This window comes from Bacillus sp. 220_BSPC (assembly GCF_001054655.1).
Classification (GTDB): domain Bacteria; phylum Bacillota; class Bacilli; order Bacillales; family DSM-1321; genus Peribacillus; species Peribacillus frigoritolerans.
The window spans coordinates 20,691-38,616 of the sequence record NZ_JVPL01000003.1 but is presented as its reverse complement, the minus strand read 5'-3'; the positions used below and the strand labels follow the sequence as shown (position 1 = coordinate 38,616).

At 38.6% G+C, this 17,926-nt stretch carries 13 protein-coding genes; all 13 read right to left on the bottom strand.

Annotation, left to right across the window (positions count from 1 at the left end):
• Positions 1-97: 97 nt before the first annotated feature.
• Complete coding sequence (locus ADA55_RS00170) at positions 98-1,393, bottom strand: class II aldolase/adducin family protein (RefSeq protein ID WP_048677833.1); 1,296 nt, start codon at positions 1,391-1,393, stop codon at positions 98-100.
• Positions 1,394-1,408: 15 nt separating this feature from the next.
• On the bottom strand, positions 1,409-2,872 hold the full coding sequence (rhaB, locus tag ADA55_RS00165) for a rhamnulokinase (RefSeq protein WP_048677831.1): 1,464 nt from the start codon (positions 2,870-2,872) through the stop codon (positions 1,409-1,411).
• Positions 2,872-4,536, bottom strand: a complete 1,665-nt coding sequence (locus ADA55_RS00160) for a ribulokinase (protein WP_048677835.1) — start codon at positions 4,534-4,536, stop codon at positions 2,872-2,874. The genes rhaB and ADA55_RS00160 overlap by 1 nt, the downstream gene beginning before the upstream one ends.
• 95 nt (positions 4,537-4,631) lie before the next feature.
• The gene (locus ADA55_RS00155) at positions 4,632-5,669 is read right to left on the bottom strand and encodes an autoinducer 2 ABC transporter substrate-binding protein (protein WP_048677830.1); all 1,038 of its coding nucleotides are present in this window, start codon (positions 5,667-5,669) and stop codon (positions 4,632-4,634) included.
• Positions 5,670-5,737: 68 nt separating this feature from the next.
• Positions 5,738-6,712: an ABC transporter permease gene (locus tag ADA55_RS00150; RefSeq protein WP_048677829.1), complete on the bottom strand. Its 975-nt coding sequence runs from the start codon at positions 6,710-6,712 to the stop codon at positions 5,738-5,740.
• Positions 6,713-6,727: 15 nt separating this feature from the next.
• The gene (locus tag ADA55_RS00145) at positions 6,728-7,711 is read right to left on the bottom strand and encodes an ABC transporter permease (RefSeq protein WP_048677828.1); all 984 of its coding nucleotides are present in this window, start codon (positions 7,709-7,711) and stop codon (positions 6,728-6,730) included.
• The gene (locus ADA55_RS00140) at positions 7,708-9,255 is read right to left on the bottom strand and encodes a sugar ABC transporter ATP-binding protein (protein WP_048677826.1); all 1,548 of its coding nucleotides are present in this window, start codon (positions 9,253-9,255) and stop codon (positions 7,708-7,710) included. The genes ADA55_RS00145 and ADA55_RS00140 overlap by 4 nt, the downstream gene beginning before the upstream one ends.
• Positions 9,256-9,278: 23 nt before the next feature.
• Entirely contained in the window at positions 9,279-10,250 is a 972-nt protein-coding gene (rbsK, locus tag ADA55_RS00135) for a ribokinase (RefSeq protein WP_048882896.1), read from the bottom strand.
• Entirely contained in the window at positions 10,247-10,936 is a 690-nt protein-coding gene (rpe, locus tag ADA55_RS00130) for a ribulose-phosphate 3-epimerase (protein WP_048677821.1), read from the bottom strand. The genes rbsK and rpe overlap by 4 nt, the downstream gene beginning before the upstream one ends.
• A 191-nt stretch (positions 10,937-11,127) precedes the next feature.
• The gene (locus ADA55_RS00125) at positions 11,128-12,741 is read right to left on the bottom strand and encodes a response regulator (protein WP_048677820.1); all 1,614 of its coding nucleotides are present in this window, start codon (positions 12,739-12,741) and stop codon (positions 11,128-11,130) included.
• Positions 12,707-14,578 (bottom strand): cache domain-containing sensor histidine kinase, encoded by a 1,872-nt coding sequence (locus ADA55_RS00120; RefSeq protein WP_048677819.1) that lies wholly within the window; start codon positions 14,576-14,578, stop codon positions 12,707-12,709. The genes ADA55_RS00125 and ADA55_RS00120 overlap by 35 nt, the downstream gene beginning before the upstream one ends.
• Positions 14,568-15,605, bottom strand: a complete 1,038-nt coding sequence (locus ADA55_RS00115; protein WP_048677818.1) for an autoinducer 2 ABC transporter substrate-binding protein — start codon at positions 15,603-15,605, stop codon at positions 14,568-14,570. The genes ADA55_RS00120 and ADA55_RS00115 overlap by 11 nt, the downstream gene beginning before the upstream one ends.
• Before the next feature lie 1,024 nt (positions 15,606-16,629).
• A complete protein-coding gene (rhaA, locus tag ADA55_RS00110; protein WP_048677817.1) occupies positions 16,630-17,883 on the bottom strand; it encodes an L-rhamnose isomerase in 1,254 nt (417 codons plus the stop codon).
• Between the last annotated feature and the right edge of the window lie 43 nt (positions 17,884-17,926).

Sequence of the window (17,926 nt, the reverse complement as noted above, 5' to 3'; positions counted from 1 at the left end):
TAAAAATAGACAAACTCGATTTTCATCGAGTTTGTCTACAGTCTGAGGCCTCTATATAAATAGAGAGCTTAGGAACTGCCTTTTTTCATTGATATGGTTATTTGGCAATTAGCTTAAAACCTTCAATAATTTCTTCAATATCTTCATCACTAATATCGATTACTTCGCCAATACTTTTAGCGTACACCAATGCTTTTGCACTATATTCAGCTACTTCTAGCCTATCAAATACACTCAGTAAACTTTTTCCTGAGACAACTGCATACCCATTTTCAATTAATAGGACAGGATTATCCTCTGCTAGTTTAACTGCAATCATTCTATTATGATTTTCCCCCATTCCAAAAGGCACTTTATCTATATCCCGAAGAACAATGTAGGCCTCTGGAATTATATGTGTATTATATTTAACATCTGTCACAGCATAGGCCATTAAAAATCTTGGGTTCGCAATGATTACGGATGTAAGCTCCGGGTTTAACTCATATATTTTTTGATGAAGCTCAAAAAACTCACATGGTTCCTTTCCAGCTTCACTATACTCCTGATGAATCAGAACCAATTCATCTTCCTTAATATATTTACGGTCCTGTTGAGAAGGCGTGATTAAAATAGAGCCATCTTTAAGGCGGGTTGAAAAGCTGCCTGAGATACTTGTAAAAAGCTGACGATCATATAACCGTTCCAATAACCTGATCATTTCTTGACGGCAAGAAACCTCTTCGACAGAATGGTGCTTCATTTCTATCTGTGTTAATTTATCCGCTTTATATAAATCTATTTCTTGTAAATTTTGTTCGGTCAGTTCAAATGGTTTCCCTATATTCCTTGCATTTATTTCCATACAAGCAGTATCTTCAAGTGTTTCAAACAACATAAAGGCATCAAATATAGTGGGTTTCCCTACCACAATACCATGATTCTCCAATATGACCGCATCCCCTCCTTTTGCAAATTCAGCCGAAATATTTTCCTTTAATTTGTCGCTTCCAGGGATCGCATAAGGTGCAACCTGAAGGGAATCTGCTACACTCTTATATGCATGTAAAAGCAACTTTGGGTTTGGTCCTTTACGAGCCATGCTAAAGGAAATCAAAGCCGGGGGATGTGCATGTACGATAGCTTTTATATCGGGCCTTGCTTCATAAATTCCTTGATGAAAAGGAAGCTCTACCGATGGTTTATGTTTCCCTATGAATGTACCGTCCTTTTTGACGGACATGATATCATCCATGGTTAATGCCCCTTTATCAATTCCCGAAGGAGTAATCCAAAGGTCACCATTTTCATCTAGAATAGAAAGGTTTCCTCCTGAAATTGTTGTCATGCCATATTTATAGACACGTTCCATGATCATAACAATTTGTTCGGCTGGATGCAGATTTTCATTCATATTTTATCACTCCTATTATTTACATTCTTCTTTCATGGAAATTGCTTGTTTGAATTTTTCAATCAGGGATGATGATTCAATTTTTTCTTTTGGCTCATATTTTTTTATAAGGAACGAGTGTTCTATTAACTGACGTGCCGTTTGTAAATCGCTTATTTCATTGCCTGAAATCATTTGTACTAGTATATTCCCAATCGCCGTAGCCTCTGTTGGTCCAGCGTATATGGTTTTCCCGCTAAGGTCTGCCGTAAGTTGATTAACGAATTCATTTTTCGCCCCTCCTCCGACAATATGAAGTTGCTCGATACTTTTCCCGGTTATCTCTTCTATTTGCCGAATGGACATCGCATAAATAATAGACATATTTGTAAATATACAGTTCGCTAATTCGCCCACTGTATGTGGAATCTCCTGATTCGTCTCCCGACAATACTGCTGAATTTCTTGAATCATATTTTCTGGATTTAAAAATCGTTTATCATTAAAGTTGATGAACTGCCTGCACACCTTTATTTTCTCTGCCTCATATACAAACTGCTCGAAGTTATAGTCTTCCTTTAAATGCCTTCTGACCTCTTGAATAACCCACATACCAATGATATTTTTCAGAAAGCGGTAGGTTCCGTATGCCCCCCATTCATTTGTATAATTGTTTTTAAGGGCTAACTCATTCACTATCGGTTTATCGCTTTCAATCCCAAGCAACGACCACGTTCCGCTACTAATATAGGCCCATTTCTCTCCATTACCAGGTGAACCGACTATGGCGGAAGCAGTATCATGTGAAGCAACGATAATCACTTCTGTATTGGGAAGATCAAAAGTAGAAAAACGTTCTTTCATCAGTTTCCCTAATCGTTCTCCCGGATTAGCAAAAGGCGGGAATTGATCTTTTGACAATGCAATCAGGTTTAGTAACTCTTCATCAAACTTCTTCGTATTTACATTCAATAATTGCATCGAAGAAGCACTTGTAACTTCTGTGACCTTTTTCCCCGTTAGGCAGTAACCTAAATAATCTGGCACAGTCATGACATTCCTAGTGACTTTCAGGTTCTTTATATCTTCTTCGTACAATTGGTATAACGTGTTAAATGATAAGAATTGAATCCCCGTTTTTTGATAAATGATTTCTTTAGGTAGTGTTCTTGTGACCTTTTCGATTGTATTTTCGGTGCGCTTATCACGATAAGAGAAAACTTCTTGCACTCTGTGTCCATTATCATCCAACAATACGTAATCCGTTCCCCACGTATCAATTCCAAGTGTACAGTGGTCGTATCCAAGCTTTTTTGCTGATTCTAACCCCTTTAAGATTTCATTCAATAAATGATCAATATCCCAAAAACAGGTTTCATTTTGTGTGGTGAAACCATTCGCAAATCGATGGATTTCTTCAATTACTAATTTCCCGTTCTCCATTTTCCCTAAGACCAGCCGGCCACTTGAAGCACCAATATCCACCGCAATATGTATCATTAGTCCACACTCCTCAATTTCTTTAAACCATGCATTATGGAAATATGATCGCGGCCAAAGAAGTCATGCAGTTCTAAATAATAAGCATACAGTTGTTGATAAATACTTACATTTTCTTTAACCGGTATAAAAGTATCTTCTTTTACTTTTGCCATCTTAGAGGATGCCTCCTCTATGGAATCATACCCACCATTTATACGGCCGGCAGCCGTGGCAGCGTATATGGCTGCTCCTAATGCAACCACTTGTTCCCCATCCGCGATTTTAATTTCACGATTTAAAATATCGGCATATATCTGCATTAACAGTTTATTTTTTTGAGGTAATCCGCCACAGGCAAACAAATCGTTTATCTCTATACCATCATTCTCAAAGGTTTCAAGGATTTTCCTTGTTCCAAAGGCTGTTGATTCTAAAAGTGCACGGTATATTTCTTCCGGCTTCGTAGAAAGAGTAATCCCTGCTATCACACCTGACAAGTTCGCATCTACAAGGACTGTTCGGTTGCCATTCCACCAATCTAACGCCACTAACCCAGATTGACCAGGCCTTAAGCAAGAAGCCTTTTTTTCCAGTAAGCTATGTAGATTGACACCTTCTTGCTCAGCTTCTTTCTTTACATACTCAGGAGCAGTTTGCTCAATATACCATGCAAACGAATCGCCAACAGCCACCTGTCCCGTTTCATAACTGAATGATCCGGGAATTATTCCATCCTCCACTACTCCACAAATACCTTCTACTGTTTGTTTTTTCTCGGAAATTAACATGTGGCAAGTAGAGGTTCCCATCGTCATCACAAATTGGCCTGGATGGACAGCTCCTACAGCTGGAACACCTGCATGGGCATCGATTATGGATACAGAAACAGCCGTACCAGATTTCAACCCCATCTTCTTAGCCATCCCTTCTGTTAAACCACCCGACCGTCCAGCGATGGGTAATACTTCACCACGCATTTTTGTATCCAGTATATCCAGAAGACGTTCATCAATAGCCGCTAAAAAAGCAGGGTCCGGATATCCATCTTTTTTATCCCAAAATGCTTTATAACCGCTCATATTACTGCTGCGTACCAGCTCATTCGTCAGACGGAAGGTAATCCAATCTCCGGCTTCCATAAATAGATCCGTTTCTTCATAGATATCAGGTGATTCACGTAACACTTGTAAAATCTTAGGGAACATCCATTCAGAAGAAATTTTCCCGCCATATCGTTGCAGGAATGGTTGATTCGTTGCCTGTGCAATGCGTGTAATATCATCCGCTTCTTTTTGTGCGGCATGATGCTTCCATAATTTGACCCAACTGTGAGGGTCCCTTTTCCACTTCTCATCAAAACAAAGGGGATTTCCTTTCTTATCAACAGGCAAAATGGTACATGAGGTAAAATCGATTCCAATGCCTATCACATCATTCGCATCTACTCCGCTTAACCGAATCACTTCAGGAACAGAAGTATATAAAACGTCCAAATAATCACCTGGATGCTGGAGAGCCCAATCTTTTTCAAGTTTACATCCGTCTGGAAGCCTATTAGACAATACTCCATGACGAAAAGGTGTAACATGTGTAGCCATTTCATTTCCGTTCTCTATATCTACTAGCAGCACTCTTCCTGATTCAGTGCCAAAATCAATTCCGATTGTATATCTCTCATTCATCCCTTCATCATCTCCTAACATGCAAGTCACGCAATGATATTTAATAAAAAGGCCCCTCTAGATAGTTGAGAGGGGACTTTTCGGTCTATCTAACCTTAAAAATTAAAATCAGCTGCATTGTCTTTCGTAAAATCTGTCGGTGGTCCCATGATGATTGTTTTTCCATCCTCCCACACGTCAATTTCACCTACATTTTCAACTTTCAAACCATCTTCTGGTTTCTCCCCTTCAGCTAGACGTTTGGCGAGGGCAACTGTTAAATAACCTAGTTTGTCTGGCTCCCAAAGAATGGCTACATCTAGAGATCCATCATTTAAATATGGTGAAGAGTCTTTCGGTAGAGCAGTTCCAACAACTGTTATATCATCTTGCAGTCCTTTTTCCTGAACAGCTTGGGCTGCCCCAAGAGGTGCCGGAGTAGAAAAAGCCATGATTCCTTTTAATTCAGGATTTGATTTTATTAAATCCAGTGTTTTTTGGTATGCCACCTGTTGTTTTTCATCTGTCGCGATTTTATCCGATACTAATTCAATACCTGGATAATTCTCTTCCAGTTCTTTTTTTGCTGCATCAATCCAGGTGTTTAAGTTTGCAGCTGAAAGCCCTCCAGTTAATATAGCGATTTGCCCTTTTTCAACACCCATTTGTTTTACGAGTGATTTAGCAATATGGCGACCGTATGCTTCATCGTCTATTTGGTGGACGGATAATTCTACAAGGGATTGATCAGCTGGTGTATCCCAATCCATTACAATTATTCCTTCATCCTTCGCCTTTTGAAGGACTGGTGAGAGTGATGCAGCGTCATTTGGTGCTACTGCGATTACATCCACATCTTGACTAATTAAGTCTTCAATGACTTTTACTTGCTGTGCAGCATCCGGTTCCGTAGGTCCTGTGTAAATGGTTTCCACACCAAGATCTTTACCTGCTTGAATCGCTCCTTTTTCAGAAGCATTGAAATATGGTATCCCCATTAATTTTGGAACTACGGCAATTTTCAACTTCTCATTACCACCTCCGCCACTTGTTTCTTTTTCACTGTTCCCCGATGCTCCTTCTTGTGATACACAGCCTGCTAACAGTCCCCCAGCTAAAATAGCTGTTGCCAATATCCCCGTCATTTTCTTCATAATGATCCCCCTTACAATTTTTCTGATTTTTCACTAAAGTATTTTCAGAGATTACCTGGTCATGTAAATTACGCTACAGAGTTTGAAGGTAACTTCTTTTGACTTTTTTCGTCTAATTTCGTTTTCACGAAGTTTATGACCAATACCGTGATTAAAATAACCCCCATCATTACAGTTACGATCGATCGTGGTACACCCATTAAGTTCAATCCACTTGATAACATTTGGAAAATGACCACTGCGTAAACAGTGCCGATAACTTTGCCATAACCACCTTGAATTTCAGTTCCGCCAAGCACGGCTGCCGCTACACTTTGTAATAAATAAGAAGATCCCAGATCCACTTTTGCAGTATTATAACGGGATGTCATAATAATAGAAGCAATTGTGGCAAGAAGTGCCGCATATAAGTAAACCCTCATTAATACCTTGCTATTATTTATACCTGAAAATAATGTGGCGATCGGATTGCTACCCACCATATAAACACTTCTGCCCCATTTGGTTTTTGACAGCAATATAGCTGTTATTATTGCAAATAGTACAAAAATAATGATGGAAAGAGGAACGATCCCCATATAGTAGCCGTTTCCAATTAAGCTATAACCCTCACTGAATCCTGAAATTGAATTTCCTTTCGTAATGCTTAAGATCAATCCTTCAAAAAGCACCATCGTTCCGAGTGTTACCAGTATTGGCGAAACACCGATTTTTGAGATGATTACGCCGTTAATCAATCCGCAGCTCAGCCCGACTAAAACACCGATTAAGATTGCGCCTAGCATTGGGTATCCGCTGCTTGCCATAAGTGCGATTGTCACGCCAGACAAGGCAGCTGTATACGTAATCGATAGGTCAATCCCTCCAGTTACAATCACCACCATCATTGCTAATGCGATTAAACCAAACTCCGGGAGCTGGAACATCATATTGGTTAAATTATTTGAAGAAAAGAATCCAGGTATTGAAAAACTCATTAACACAAACAAGCCTGCTGTAATTACACCTAAAGTATTTTCTTTTGATATTGAAAGCCGTTTCATTTTTTCACCTCTTTCTTACGCTTCCACTTCAATTTTCGCTAACTTATCTTTTGAGCGTTTATATTGAATGTGGTCGTATGACACAGCCAGTAATATAATCAATCCAGTGAATACTTTTTGCCAGAAGGTATCAATTTTTGCCAAGATAAGTCCATTTTGTACAATACCTAGCAGAAGAACGCCCAAAACCGTTCCCAAAATGGTACCGCGCCCCCCCATGATGTTCGCACCGCCCAAAACAACGGCTGCTATGACCATCAGCTCCAGACCAAGCATTCCATTAGGATCCACAGCTTTTGTATATGCTGTTTGAGCAATGGCTGCTATTCCTGCAAGAAACCCCATATAGGAGAAAACAAATATTTGAACTTTGTCAAAATTTATCCCAACCCGAATGGCTGAATCTTTATTACCGCCAATCGCCAATACTTCGCGACCGATTAATGTGTATTTCAAAATATACCAAGTAAGTAGTGCTACTGCGATAAAAATTAGAATGATGATAGATATACCAAACATCTCAAAACTGGCAAACTTGATGAATACGGTTGGAAAACTGCTGCTGTTCAAATACTGTCCATTCGTAATGTACAACACGAGCCCATTAATGATACTCATCATTCCAAGTGTCACGACAATAGCTGGAATTTGAACCTTTGCAACAAGCAGTCCATTCAGTGCACCTAAACAAACCCCAAGAAATGGCCCAATCAAAAAGAGTAATAGTATAGAGATGGGATGGTCAGGCATGAGCATCATTACTTTTCCAACGATGACACAGACAGCACTTGTAACAGCAGCCACCGATACGTCAATCCCGCCAGTGATGATTACAAGTGTCATACCCACCGCCAGAATTCCAAGTACAGCATTCCCTTTTAGTACATCCAGCAAATTGTCTACAGTTAAAAAATACGGGCTTAAGAATGTCAATGTAATACATAGAAGCAAAACAATCATTGCGATGCTGATTTCCTTCGACTTCAAAATGGCGTTCATGCACGTACCTCCTCTTTTAGCGGAAGCCCTTTTTTGGAAGGAGATTGAGAACCAAGCAGAGCATAATTCATGATATTTTCCTGTGTCGCTTCTTCTATACCAAGCTCTCCGGCTATTCTTCCATGTCTCATGACCAAAATCCGATCACTGACAGCAAGTACTTCTGGAAGCTCTGAAGAAATCACAATAATGCCCATTCCTTCAGCAGCCAGTTCCCTCATTAACTTATGAATTTCTGACTTCGCCCCAATATCAATCCCATTCGTCGGTTCGTCAATAATTAGGATTTGTGGTTTAGTAGAAAGCCACTTGCCGATCACGACTTTCTGTTGATTTCCGCCTGATAGGTCACCAGCTGCCCTTTTAGGCAAAGAGGGTCTAACATCTAGCGTTTTCATATAATGATCAGCCAGCTTAACTTCTTCCTTTCGCTTAATCAATTTGAATTTATTTCTCAATTGTTTCAAAACAGGTAATGAAATATTATTGATTATGGACTGGCGAAGGATGAGTCCTTGCGTTTTTCTGCTTTCTGGAATATATGCAATCCCTTGCTTTACAGCATGTTCAGAAGAGTTGATTTTAGTAGAAACCCCATTTATTTTCATACTTCCATCGTAGGGCCTGTTGACCCCGAATATCGCTTGTGCAAGCTCTGTTCTTCCTGATCCGACAAGTCCTGTAATCCCAAGGACTTCTCCAGCTTTCAATTCAAAGGAAATATCTTTAAAGTTACCTTCTTTTGATAAACCATTCAGTTCCAAAAGAGTTTTTCCTGTTTTTCCTTTTACCATATTCTTGTTATATAAAATCTGACGTCCCACCATTAGTGTGATTAATTTATCTTCATCAAGTTCTTCAGTTTCATAAGTGCCTACATATTTCCCATCTCGTAATATTGTAAATCGATCGGAAACAGTAAATAACTCTTTTAACTTGTGGCTGACAAAGATTATGGAAATTCCGCGATCCTTTAATTTTTTTATAACTTTATAAAGTTTTTCAACTTCCCCTGCGGATAGGGATGAAGTCGGTTCGTCCATTACAATCAACTTGGAATCAAAAGCGAGGGCTCTGGCGATTTCAATCAGCTGCTGTTGAGCAATGCTTAATTTTTCAACGGGTGTATGAACATCAATCTCAAATTCTAGTTCTTTAAGTGCCCGTTTTGCTGTATCCTCCATCTCCTTCCATCTAATCTTTTTCCATGGTTTTTTGTCACTATCCCGGCCAATATAGATATTTTCAGCTACAGATAGGTTTGAAAATAAACTTAAATCCTGATAAATGATTGAAATGCCTTTTAGCGTAGCATCAATCGGTTTTTGAATTTCGGCTTCTTTTCCTTCAAAGTAAAACTTGGCGCCTGGGTCCGGTCGATAAATGCCAGCTAATATTTTAATGAGCGTTGATTTCCCGGCACCATTCTCACCTATTAACGCATGAACTTCTCCTTTTTTCACTTCAAGCTGAACGCTATCCAGTGCTTTTACACCTGGGAAGGTTTTACTGACATTCGTCATTTGCAATAAGAAATCAGACATGTTTCTCTCCTTTCCAACCTTAATCAGTCATAAATTTTATTCAACTTTTGTTTTTTACCATAATAATTAATGTTATTGGTTTCACAAAAATGTTCCACTTCTGCTAGCCTCGGCACACCATCTTGGGCCCCCATTTTCGTTACATTCATCGCCGCTACAATTGAAGCAAACTCGGCTGATGATTCGATCGTCTCCCCATCTGCAATGGCACAAGCAAGGGCTCCTGCGAACGAGTCTCCTGCCCCCACTGTATCAATAGCTTTTACAGCAATGGGCTCGATAAAGTTTGTTTCACCATTTTGATAAACCAATGCTCCTTTATGTCCCAACTTAATAATGCTATTCTCCACGCCAAAATGATTCTCAAAGAAAACACCCGCTTTGCATGCACTTTCCTTCGAGTTGACGTCAATCCCAGTCAACACTTTTGTTTCCTGCCAATTCGGCGTAATCAAATTGGCATACGTCAGTGCTTCAGTCGTTACCCCTTCTGCCGGAGCAGGGTCCAGGATAATAAACATATTTTTTTCTTTAGCCCTTTTCATGGCTTGTAGAACAGCCTCATTAGGAATTTCCATCTGTACAAGTAAAACAGCATAGTCATCACTGATGGTAGAAAAACAAATGTCAATATCACTTCTTGTCAAATGTTCATTGGCCCCTTTAATGACAAGCATGGTGTTTTCTGCTGTAGCATCTACTGTAATGACTGCGCATCCAGTTGGATGTTCTGCAACATGTTTCAAGGAGGATATGTTCACGTTATTTTGAAGAAGAGAACGTTCTATTTCATGCCCGAATGCGTCGTCGCCAACCGCACCGATCAGTTTTACTGGTTTTCCAAGTTTAGCGCACGTCGTTGCTTGATTTGCGCCTTTTCCACCACTTAATAGTTTCATATTTTCTCCGAAAATCGTTTCCCCATGCGCTGGATACTGATTAGTGACTGCGACAATATCCATATTAATACTCCCTACCACTACAACCCCTTTCATGCACAACCCTCGTTTTTCATTTTCATTTGCTCTAAGAATGCCCGTAGTTGGCCAACGGCATCTTCCAGTAATACATCGTTTTTAAATAAACAGGAAGTCCCGCAAACCAACATGTCGGCTCCATTTTTCAATACACCCGGAATGGTTTCGAACCCAATGTTTCCATCTACCTGAATATCAATTTGGTAGCCTTCCGATTGAATTAATTCTTTTATCTTTTTTATTTTCTTATACATAAGCGGTACAAAGGACTGCCCGGCAAAACCAGGATTCACCGTCATCACCGTTACATAATCGACTACATCCAATACATGTTCAAGCTCTGTGATGGGGGTTGATGGATTTAAGGCTACCCCTGCCTTAATCCCATCATTCTTCAGCTTTTGTAGTGATCTCTGTAAATGGGCAGTTGCCTCTGCATGAATGGAAATCATATCTGCCCCCGACTGAATGAAAAGATCTAAATGGTCTTCCGGTCTTTCAACCATTAAGTGAACATCAAATGGTTTATCCGAGAATTGCCTAATGCGTTTAATTAGATCCGGGCCCATTGTAAAATTAGGAACAAACGATCCATCCATTATATCTAGATGAAAGAAATCAACACCTGCACGGTCTAATCTCATTACTGATTCTTGTAAATTCCCCATATCTGCACACATAAGTGAGGGTCCAATTAAGGTCATATAAACACTCCCGTTCCATTTCGTCTTTTATCAAGAAAGCGTTTCCCTCATAAAGGAAGCGCTTTCTTTTCTGATACTTTCACTATAAAGGGAATTGGCATAAGCTGGTAGGTGATAAAATTCGGGTAGGGGGGATTTTCTTCGGGACATTTTCAATATAGACATAAAAAAAAGCTCCGGAATGGAAGCTTCTACTTTTTCACAAAAAACTCATGAGTATCTCGATATTGAGACGGAAGTTGTCCTGTCCATTGCTTAAACAGCCGACTAAAATATTTGGTATCTTGATAGCCTACTTTTGAAGCGATATCATAAATCTTTAAATCTGTATGACTTAATAATTCCTTCGCCACTTTTAACCGTTCATTGGTTACATAGTCAAGCACGGTTTCACCTGTCTGATTTTTAAAATACTCACAAAAATAGGTTGAATTTAAATGGACATGATTGGCGATTTTTTTTATTGTGATGTTATCGCCTATATGTTTTAGAATCCATTCTTTTGCCTGGCGTATGGGATCTGTTTGGTCATTTTGAAATGCTGCTTGCTTTTTTAACATATTCATGACCCAGCGCTCCGTCTCCTTTTTTAAATGATTAAAATGAGAAGAATCCTCGGCAATGCTAAATGCTTCCTCAAGTAAAAGCGGAAGTTCTTTAAAACCATCACTTTTAATCCATTTATTAATAATTCTAATAGACAAATAGCGAACCGATTCTTGTATTACGAAAGGGGACGTGACATCTTTCAGTTCGTTAAAGAATTGCCTGAGAGAACGAATGGCAGCTTCTTCACCATGCTCCATCGCCTCCACTGTCTCTTCTGCCCATTTATAGATGGATGGCGGCACTTCAATCACTTTATTATATGATACATGCTTAAGCATTTCAGTTCTGAAAATTTTATTGCCTCCTTGTATCATTCGATATTGCAAGGTAGATCGTAATTCATCTTTAATATTTACTAAAAGGGTAAGGTCATTAAACTCATTCCCAAGGGCAATGGAAACCGTAAAAGGGGTTTGCCGTTGGACAGTTGTTTTTAATGTTATACACAATTGCTCCAAAGCTGTAGGGGTAGTATCCTTAATCAATAACCAACTGGCATGTAGACTATCTTTCCACATCCAATGCGTTGAATGAACATCTAGTAAGTCTGTTATAAGTTTTTTTATTACATCATTCCATCCACCCCAATCTTCTGGTGAAAAACTTTGGGTTTTGGCAGATGTATGATCGATTCCAATATGGATCAGGGAATAGGTTCCTTCTGGAAATTGCCGCGTCCATTCAAGTAATGATAAGTCCATTGCATCTTTCCACGTAATTTCCATCAGCAATTGAAGCTGCTTTTCATGGGTTAATATCAAGGCTCTTTCTTCTATTTCTCCTATCTTTTCCCTTTCCTTTCGTGCCTCAATTACTTTTTCCTGCACAGTCTTCAACTGCAGTTTAAACTTTTCTCGATCAATCGGTTTCAATATATAATCGACAGCTCCTTCCCTTAGGGCAGTCTGTACATAGAGAAAATCATCATACCCGCTTATAATGAATGGAAATAGCCTTGGTTTAGTTTTTTTCAAATGTTGAATTAACGTTAACCCGTCCATGACAGGCATTTGTACATCTGTTATTAATACATCAACTTCTTCTACTTGATTGATAATTGCATCGTATGCCTCTTGGCCATCGGAGTAAACACCTACAACATGCCACTCTTCCCCACAAGATTGTACTAGTCTTTCTATGCCTCTTCTTATCCTTGGTTCATCATCTACAATGACCGTCCTGACCCTTTGTATCATCTCTTTTCTTCTCCTCTCCTTGAACATACATGCTTACTTGTTGGGCATTTATTTTGGGAAGTCGGATAATCACACTCGTTCCCTTTCCGTATTCGCTATTAATTTGAAGATTATATTGTTCCCCGAACATCATGCCAATTCTTGCATTTACATTGATAATCCCAAAGCCAGAGTCCCGTTTCATCATTGGATCCAAACGTAACTTTTCATTTAATTCAATTAATTTGCTTTCTGTCATCCCTGGTCCGTTATCACTGACTATCAGCAAAAGATATTCCTCACCTGTCTGAGTTTCCTCTTCAGAAATATGTATTTGAATGTCTATTTCCTTTCTTTTTTCCAATCCATATTTAATGGAATTTTCAACGATTGGCTGTAAAACAAACTTGGGTATATAATAATTAACTACATCTGCTCCTTTTTCTATCATAAAATGCAAACGATCTTCAAAACGGAATTGTTGGATGCTTAAATAATCTTCAATGTGCTGAACCTCACTGTTTATAGGAACCAAGCTTTCTTTATTACTGATTGAAAAGCGCATCATTCTACCAAGCAGAGTCACCATCTTCACGACTTCATCGCTCTCTCCTTCTTCCACAGCCATGCCTATGGTTTCCAGCGTATTATACATAAAGTGAGGATTTATTTGAGATTGAAGGGCGTATAATTCAGCTGTTTTTTTTCGCAGTTCAATGTGGTAGTTTTTATGAATCAGCTCTCTTATCTCTGCAAGCATTGATCGAAAACTGTTCGCGAGCATCCCGACTTCATCCTTGGAATGTATAGGTATTTCTACTAATAAATCACCTTTTTCCACCCTCTTCATTATATCTCCTAATTCGTTTAGTGGACGTGTAACGGTCCAGGCAAAAAAGATAGAGATCAATGTAGTAATGAGTGTAAAAAGGATAAAAACGAAAATTGTCACATTTCGGATAACATCCGTTTTTTCTGTCATGTTTTTGATAGGTATGCTATGAACGAGTACCCATGGCAGCTCATTTGATTCACTTATACTGATTAAATTCCGTTTTCCATCGATTTCTGTACGAAAACTACCATTCAGTAATGGGTAATCATGTATCCCTTTTTCCACTGTACCAATTTTTGAATGATCCTTATGATAAATTATCTTCCCCTGCTTATTCATGATCCACATCGTAACATTCTCTTCCTTTTGCAAATCCTGAAGTGATTGCTCAAAAAAGGCTACATCGATAGCTATATAGAGCGTTCCTAAATTTTTTCTATTATCGAAATCAGTAATTGTTTTGACCAGCATAAAATAGGAGGGATCCCCTTCAAACGTTAAATTAGTCTGATTAGGAAGGAGCAACTGCATCTCGCCTAGCAATCCTAGGTCATCTGCATATGGCAAGGAACCATCTTCAAAACCAAAACTGTCATAATGCAGACTTGTACTTGCAAATGTACGATTCTTGGAAACAAGAAACGCCCCCAAAATATGAGATGAATTGTTATTTAAATAGGTTCTTGTCAAATAACTCTTCATGATATACTCATCGTGTAGCAAAACCGATTTTTTTTTTGATTGGCTGTCTCTTAAAATAGCCATAACATCACCGGAATTATAAATTAAATCAGGTAAGGTCTCTAGTTTTTGAATGTCATTTTCAATGTTGCCATTAACCTGTTTGACAAGACGGGGAATATATTCGCCTACTTCTTCTTCTATTGATTTTGTGTATTGCCAGTATGCAATGAACCCAAGGAAGGCCATAGGTAGAACCGTTAATAATGTATAGGTTGTAACTAGTTTTGTCGTTAAACGCAGGTTTTTTATCTGGATAGGCTTTTTTCCTTTAAAAATCATACTGGTTCACATTTCCCTTTGTAAAATCGATGGGCTCTCCCATAATGACCATGTCACCGGTGAATTTAATCCTACCTATGTTCTTAATGTTCTGTCCTTCATACGGAAATTCATCATTCAATAAGTTTTTTGCTAGGCTAACAGTCAAGTAACCTAACTTTTGTGGACTCCATAACGTAATGGTCTGGGCAGCCCCTTCCTGTAAATACTCATTCATTAAATTAGGAGTCGATGTACCGACTACGGCAACCTTGCCGATTTTCCCTGCATCTTTCACAGCCTGAGCCGCAGCAGGAGGATTAACCGTTGAAATACCAATAATTCCTTTTAGGTCCGGGTATTTTTTAAATAAATTTTGTGTTACCTTATACGCTTTATGAATATCTTCGTTTGTATATTCCACTTCAACTAGTTTCATAGTTGGATAATATTCTTTTTGTTGGATTTGAATCCAATCAATCCATGTATTAAGATTGGCAGCGGTAGGAGATCCCGTCATAATCGCAAACTCCCCTTTTTCTTCCATTTCAATAGCGAGAGTATCCATTACATGCCTGCCAATTATCTCAGGATCTATCATGTTCACAAAAAAGCTTCTGTATGATGCATTAGTATCAGAATCCCAGGTGATCACCTTGATTCCTTTAAGCTTTGCTTTTTTCAGCACCCTGCCTAATTTATATGGATCATTTGCAGATACCGCAATTACGTCCACTTTTTTTTCAATTAATTTTGTTATAATCTCTTCCTGCTTTTCAGAGCTGGGGGTAGGTGGGCCTGTATATATGACCTTAACACCTAAGTCTTTTCCCGCCTCCAACGCCCCCTCCTCTACCGCTTTAAAATAAGGTATTCCGTCAATTTTAGGTATAACAGCTATCGTATACGAATCTTTTTTATTCTCGACAGGTTTTGTATTGACGTCGATACTTTCTTCATCATTGTAAATAATCTCGTATTCTGCAGAATGATCACAGCCGCTTAGTATAAATAAAAACAAAATAAAAAAGATGGGCATCCTTAACATGATTAGCTACCTTCTTTCTTAAATTCTAAACATTAGCACGTATCATGGATATTGTAATAAGGAATGACTTAAGAAGTGCTTTTCTCATCCGGTTACATTCACCGCTGCTTCTTTCTAAGAAAACGGTTTCATAAATGATGGATTTTACCGGGAGTATAACCTTAATTTCTTTACTAAAATAGGAAACCTATATATACTTTCAGGTTTCCCTATAATTTATTGTCCAGCCATGTCCTTCTCTGTTATGTTCAACCACTAACTTACACAAAAAGCGAGATGAAAACTGGAAAAATCGTATTTTAGCAACAAGAATGAGCGCCTTTCTCATTCTCTTCTATATGTATTAAAAATATCTCTATTGTACATTTGACCCTATCATTTTTTTCTTTTTATTATTGATTTTTACTGTTTTTGAAAGGTTTGTCAATTTAAATTTCACGAATATTTTTAAAATTCAAATAATATCTTTATATAGTTTCACTTGCTCATAGTGTTTCATTTTTAGTTGTATTGGAGAATTACAAAGCAGTCTACGTCATTACATTTTCTATATCCTTTTTTCATAGTGCTTTTATTATCTTAAACTGTAGTTTGATACCTTCAATCCAAATCCTCCCCTTTTAGAAAAAGTTACTTTAACGATTCCTCCTCAATCCTCAGTCTAATTTTCAACTGATTAAATCAATTTGGTGCACGAGACTCTCATTCCGGATTTAATACAAATCGACTAGCTTTCATGTCTATTTATTAATGTGCAATCAAAAAAAATAAAATATACCCATAGAAAGACCCGTGTCATAGATCGTTATAGGTATATTTTATAAAGGAATTACCTTTCTAATAAGTTTTCCTTTTTAACTATATTAATTTTCTTATTTAAACAAAAACTTTTTTACTTTTTCTCCACTTCTTCGTTATACTTCGGTAATTCCAGACCATTCACTCGGGACGAATCGATAGACCCCATATTAATACAGCGGAATTAGTCACACATCGGTTTGCGGATTCAGGACAACCTGTTATTTTAACGCTTTGCTAAAACATCATGTTCATATTCTTTCACTTGCGTCAGCCATCTTTCTTTTACCGGCACATTCATTTTTTTACAATAATAATCCCAAATTGCACCAAATGGATAGGTTTTAAATTCCTCCATTAATGCCAGTCGCTCAGTAAAATCGCCTTTTTCTTGAAGTTCTTTCAAATGATCGTTCGGTACAAGTAAGGCATATAAGAGGGCCTTAATCATATTACGCGTACCAATCGTCCAGGCAGCAACACGGTTGATGCTGGCATCAAAGAAATCAAGGCCAATGATCACCTGGTTTAATGCATCATTGCGAACAATTTCAAGCGCAATTTCACGAAGCTCATCGTCTAAAATTACGACGTGGTCACTGTCCCATCGAACCGGGCGCGAAACATGAAGTGCTAGTTTATCACTGTATAATAGCATCGAAGAAATTTTGTTCGATACAGTTTCAGTCGGATGATAATGACCTGTATCCACTAAGCAAATCTTGTTATTTTTCAGTGCGTAGCCAAGGTAGAATTCATGCGATCCAACGACATATGACTCGGAGCCAATACCGAAAACTTTACTTTCCACAGCATCCCAATTACATGTTTCATCCACTTCTGCTGTAAAAATTCGATCAAGGGATTCTTTTAATCTCTTTCTCGGTGTCAAACGGTCGCTTGGAATATCTTTGTAGCCGTCTGGAATCCATATATTTGTTAAGCAGGGATTGCCTAGTTCACGGCCAAAGTACTCTCCGATTTTTCGGCTGGCGATGCAATGATTAATCCAGAATTCACGAATTTCTTCATTTGGATGAGAAAGGGTCAAGCCGTCTGCTGCTTTTTCATGGGAAAATAGTGTCGGGTTAAAATCCAAACCAAGACCGTTTTCTTTAGCCCAATTCAACCAGTTTTCGAAGTGCTTTGGCTCAAGCTGATCGCGTTCGACTGCTTCTCCATTTGTTTCCGCATAAATGGCATGCAAATTGACCCGATGTTTCCCCGGAATAAGAGATAGCGCTTTTTCAAGATCCATGCGCAGCTCTTCCGGCGTAGTGGCTTTTCCTGGATAATTTCCCGTTATATCAATACCGCCAGATAATTCACTTTTGTTCACTTCAAATCCACCAATATCATCACCCTGCCAGCAATGAATCGAAATGGGCACTTTTTTCAGTGTTTCGAGTGCCGCATCAACATCAATTCCCCAATTCGCATACGCTTGTTTCGCTGCTACGTACTGTTCTTTAATTGTCATATCGTCCCATCCTTTTAACGGATTGAATTGATTACTCCATGAT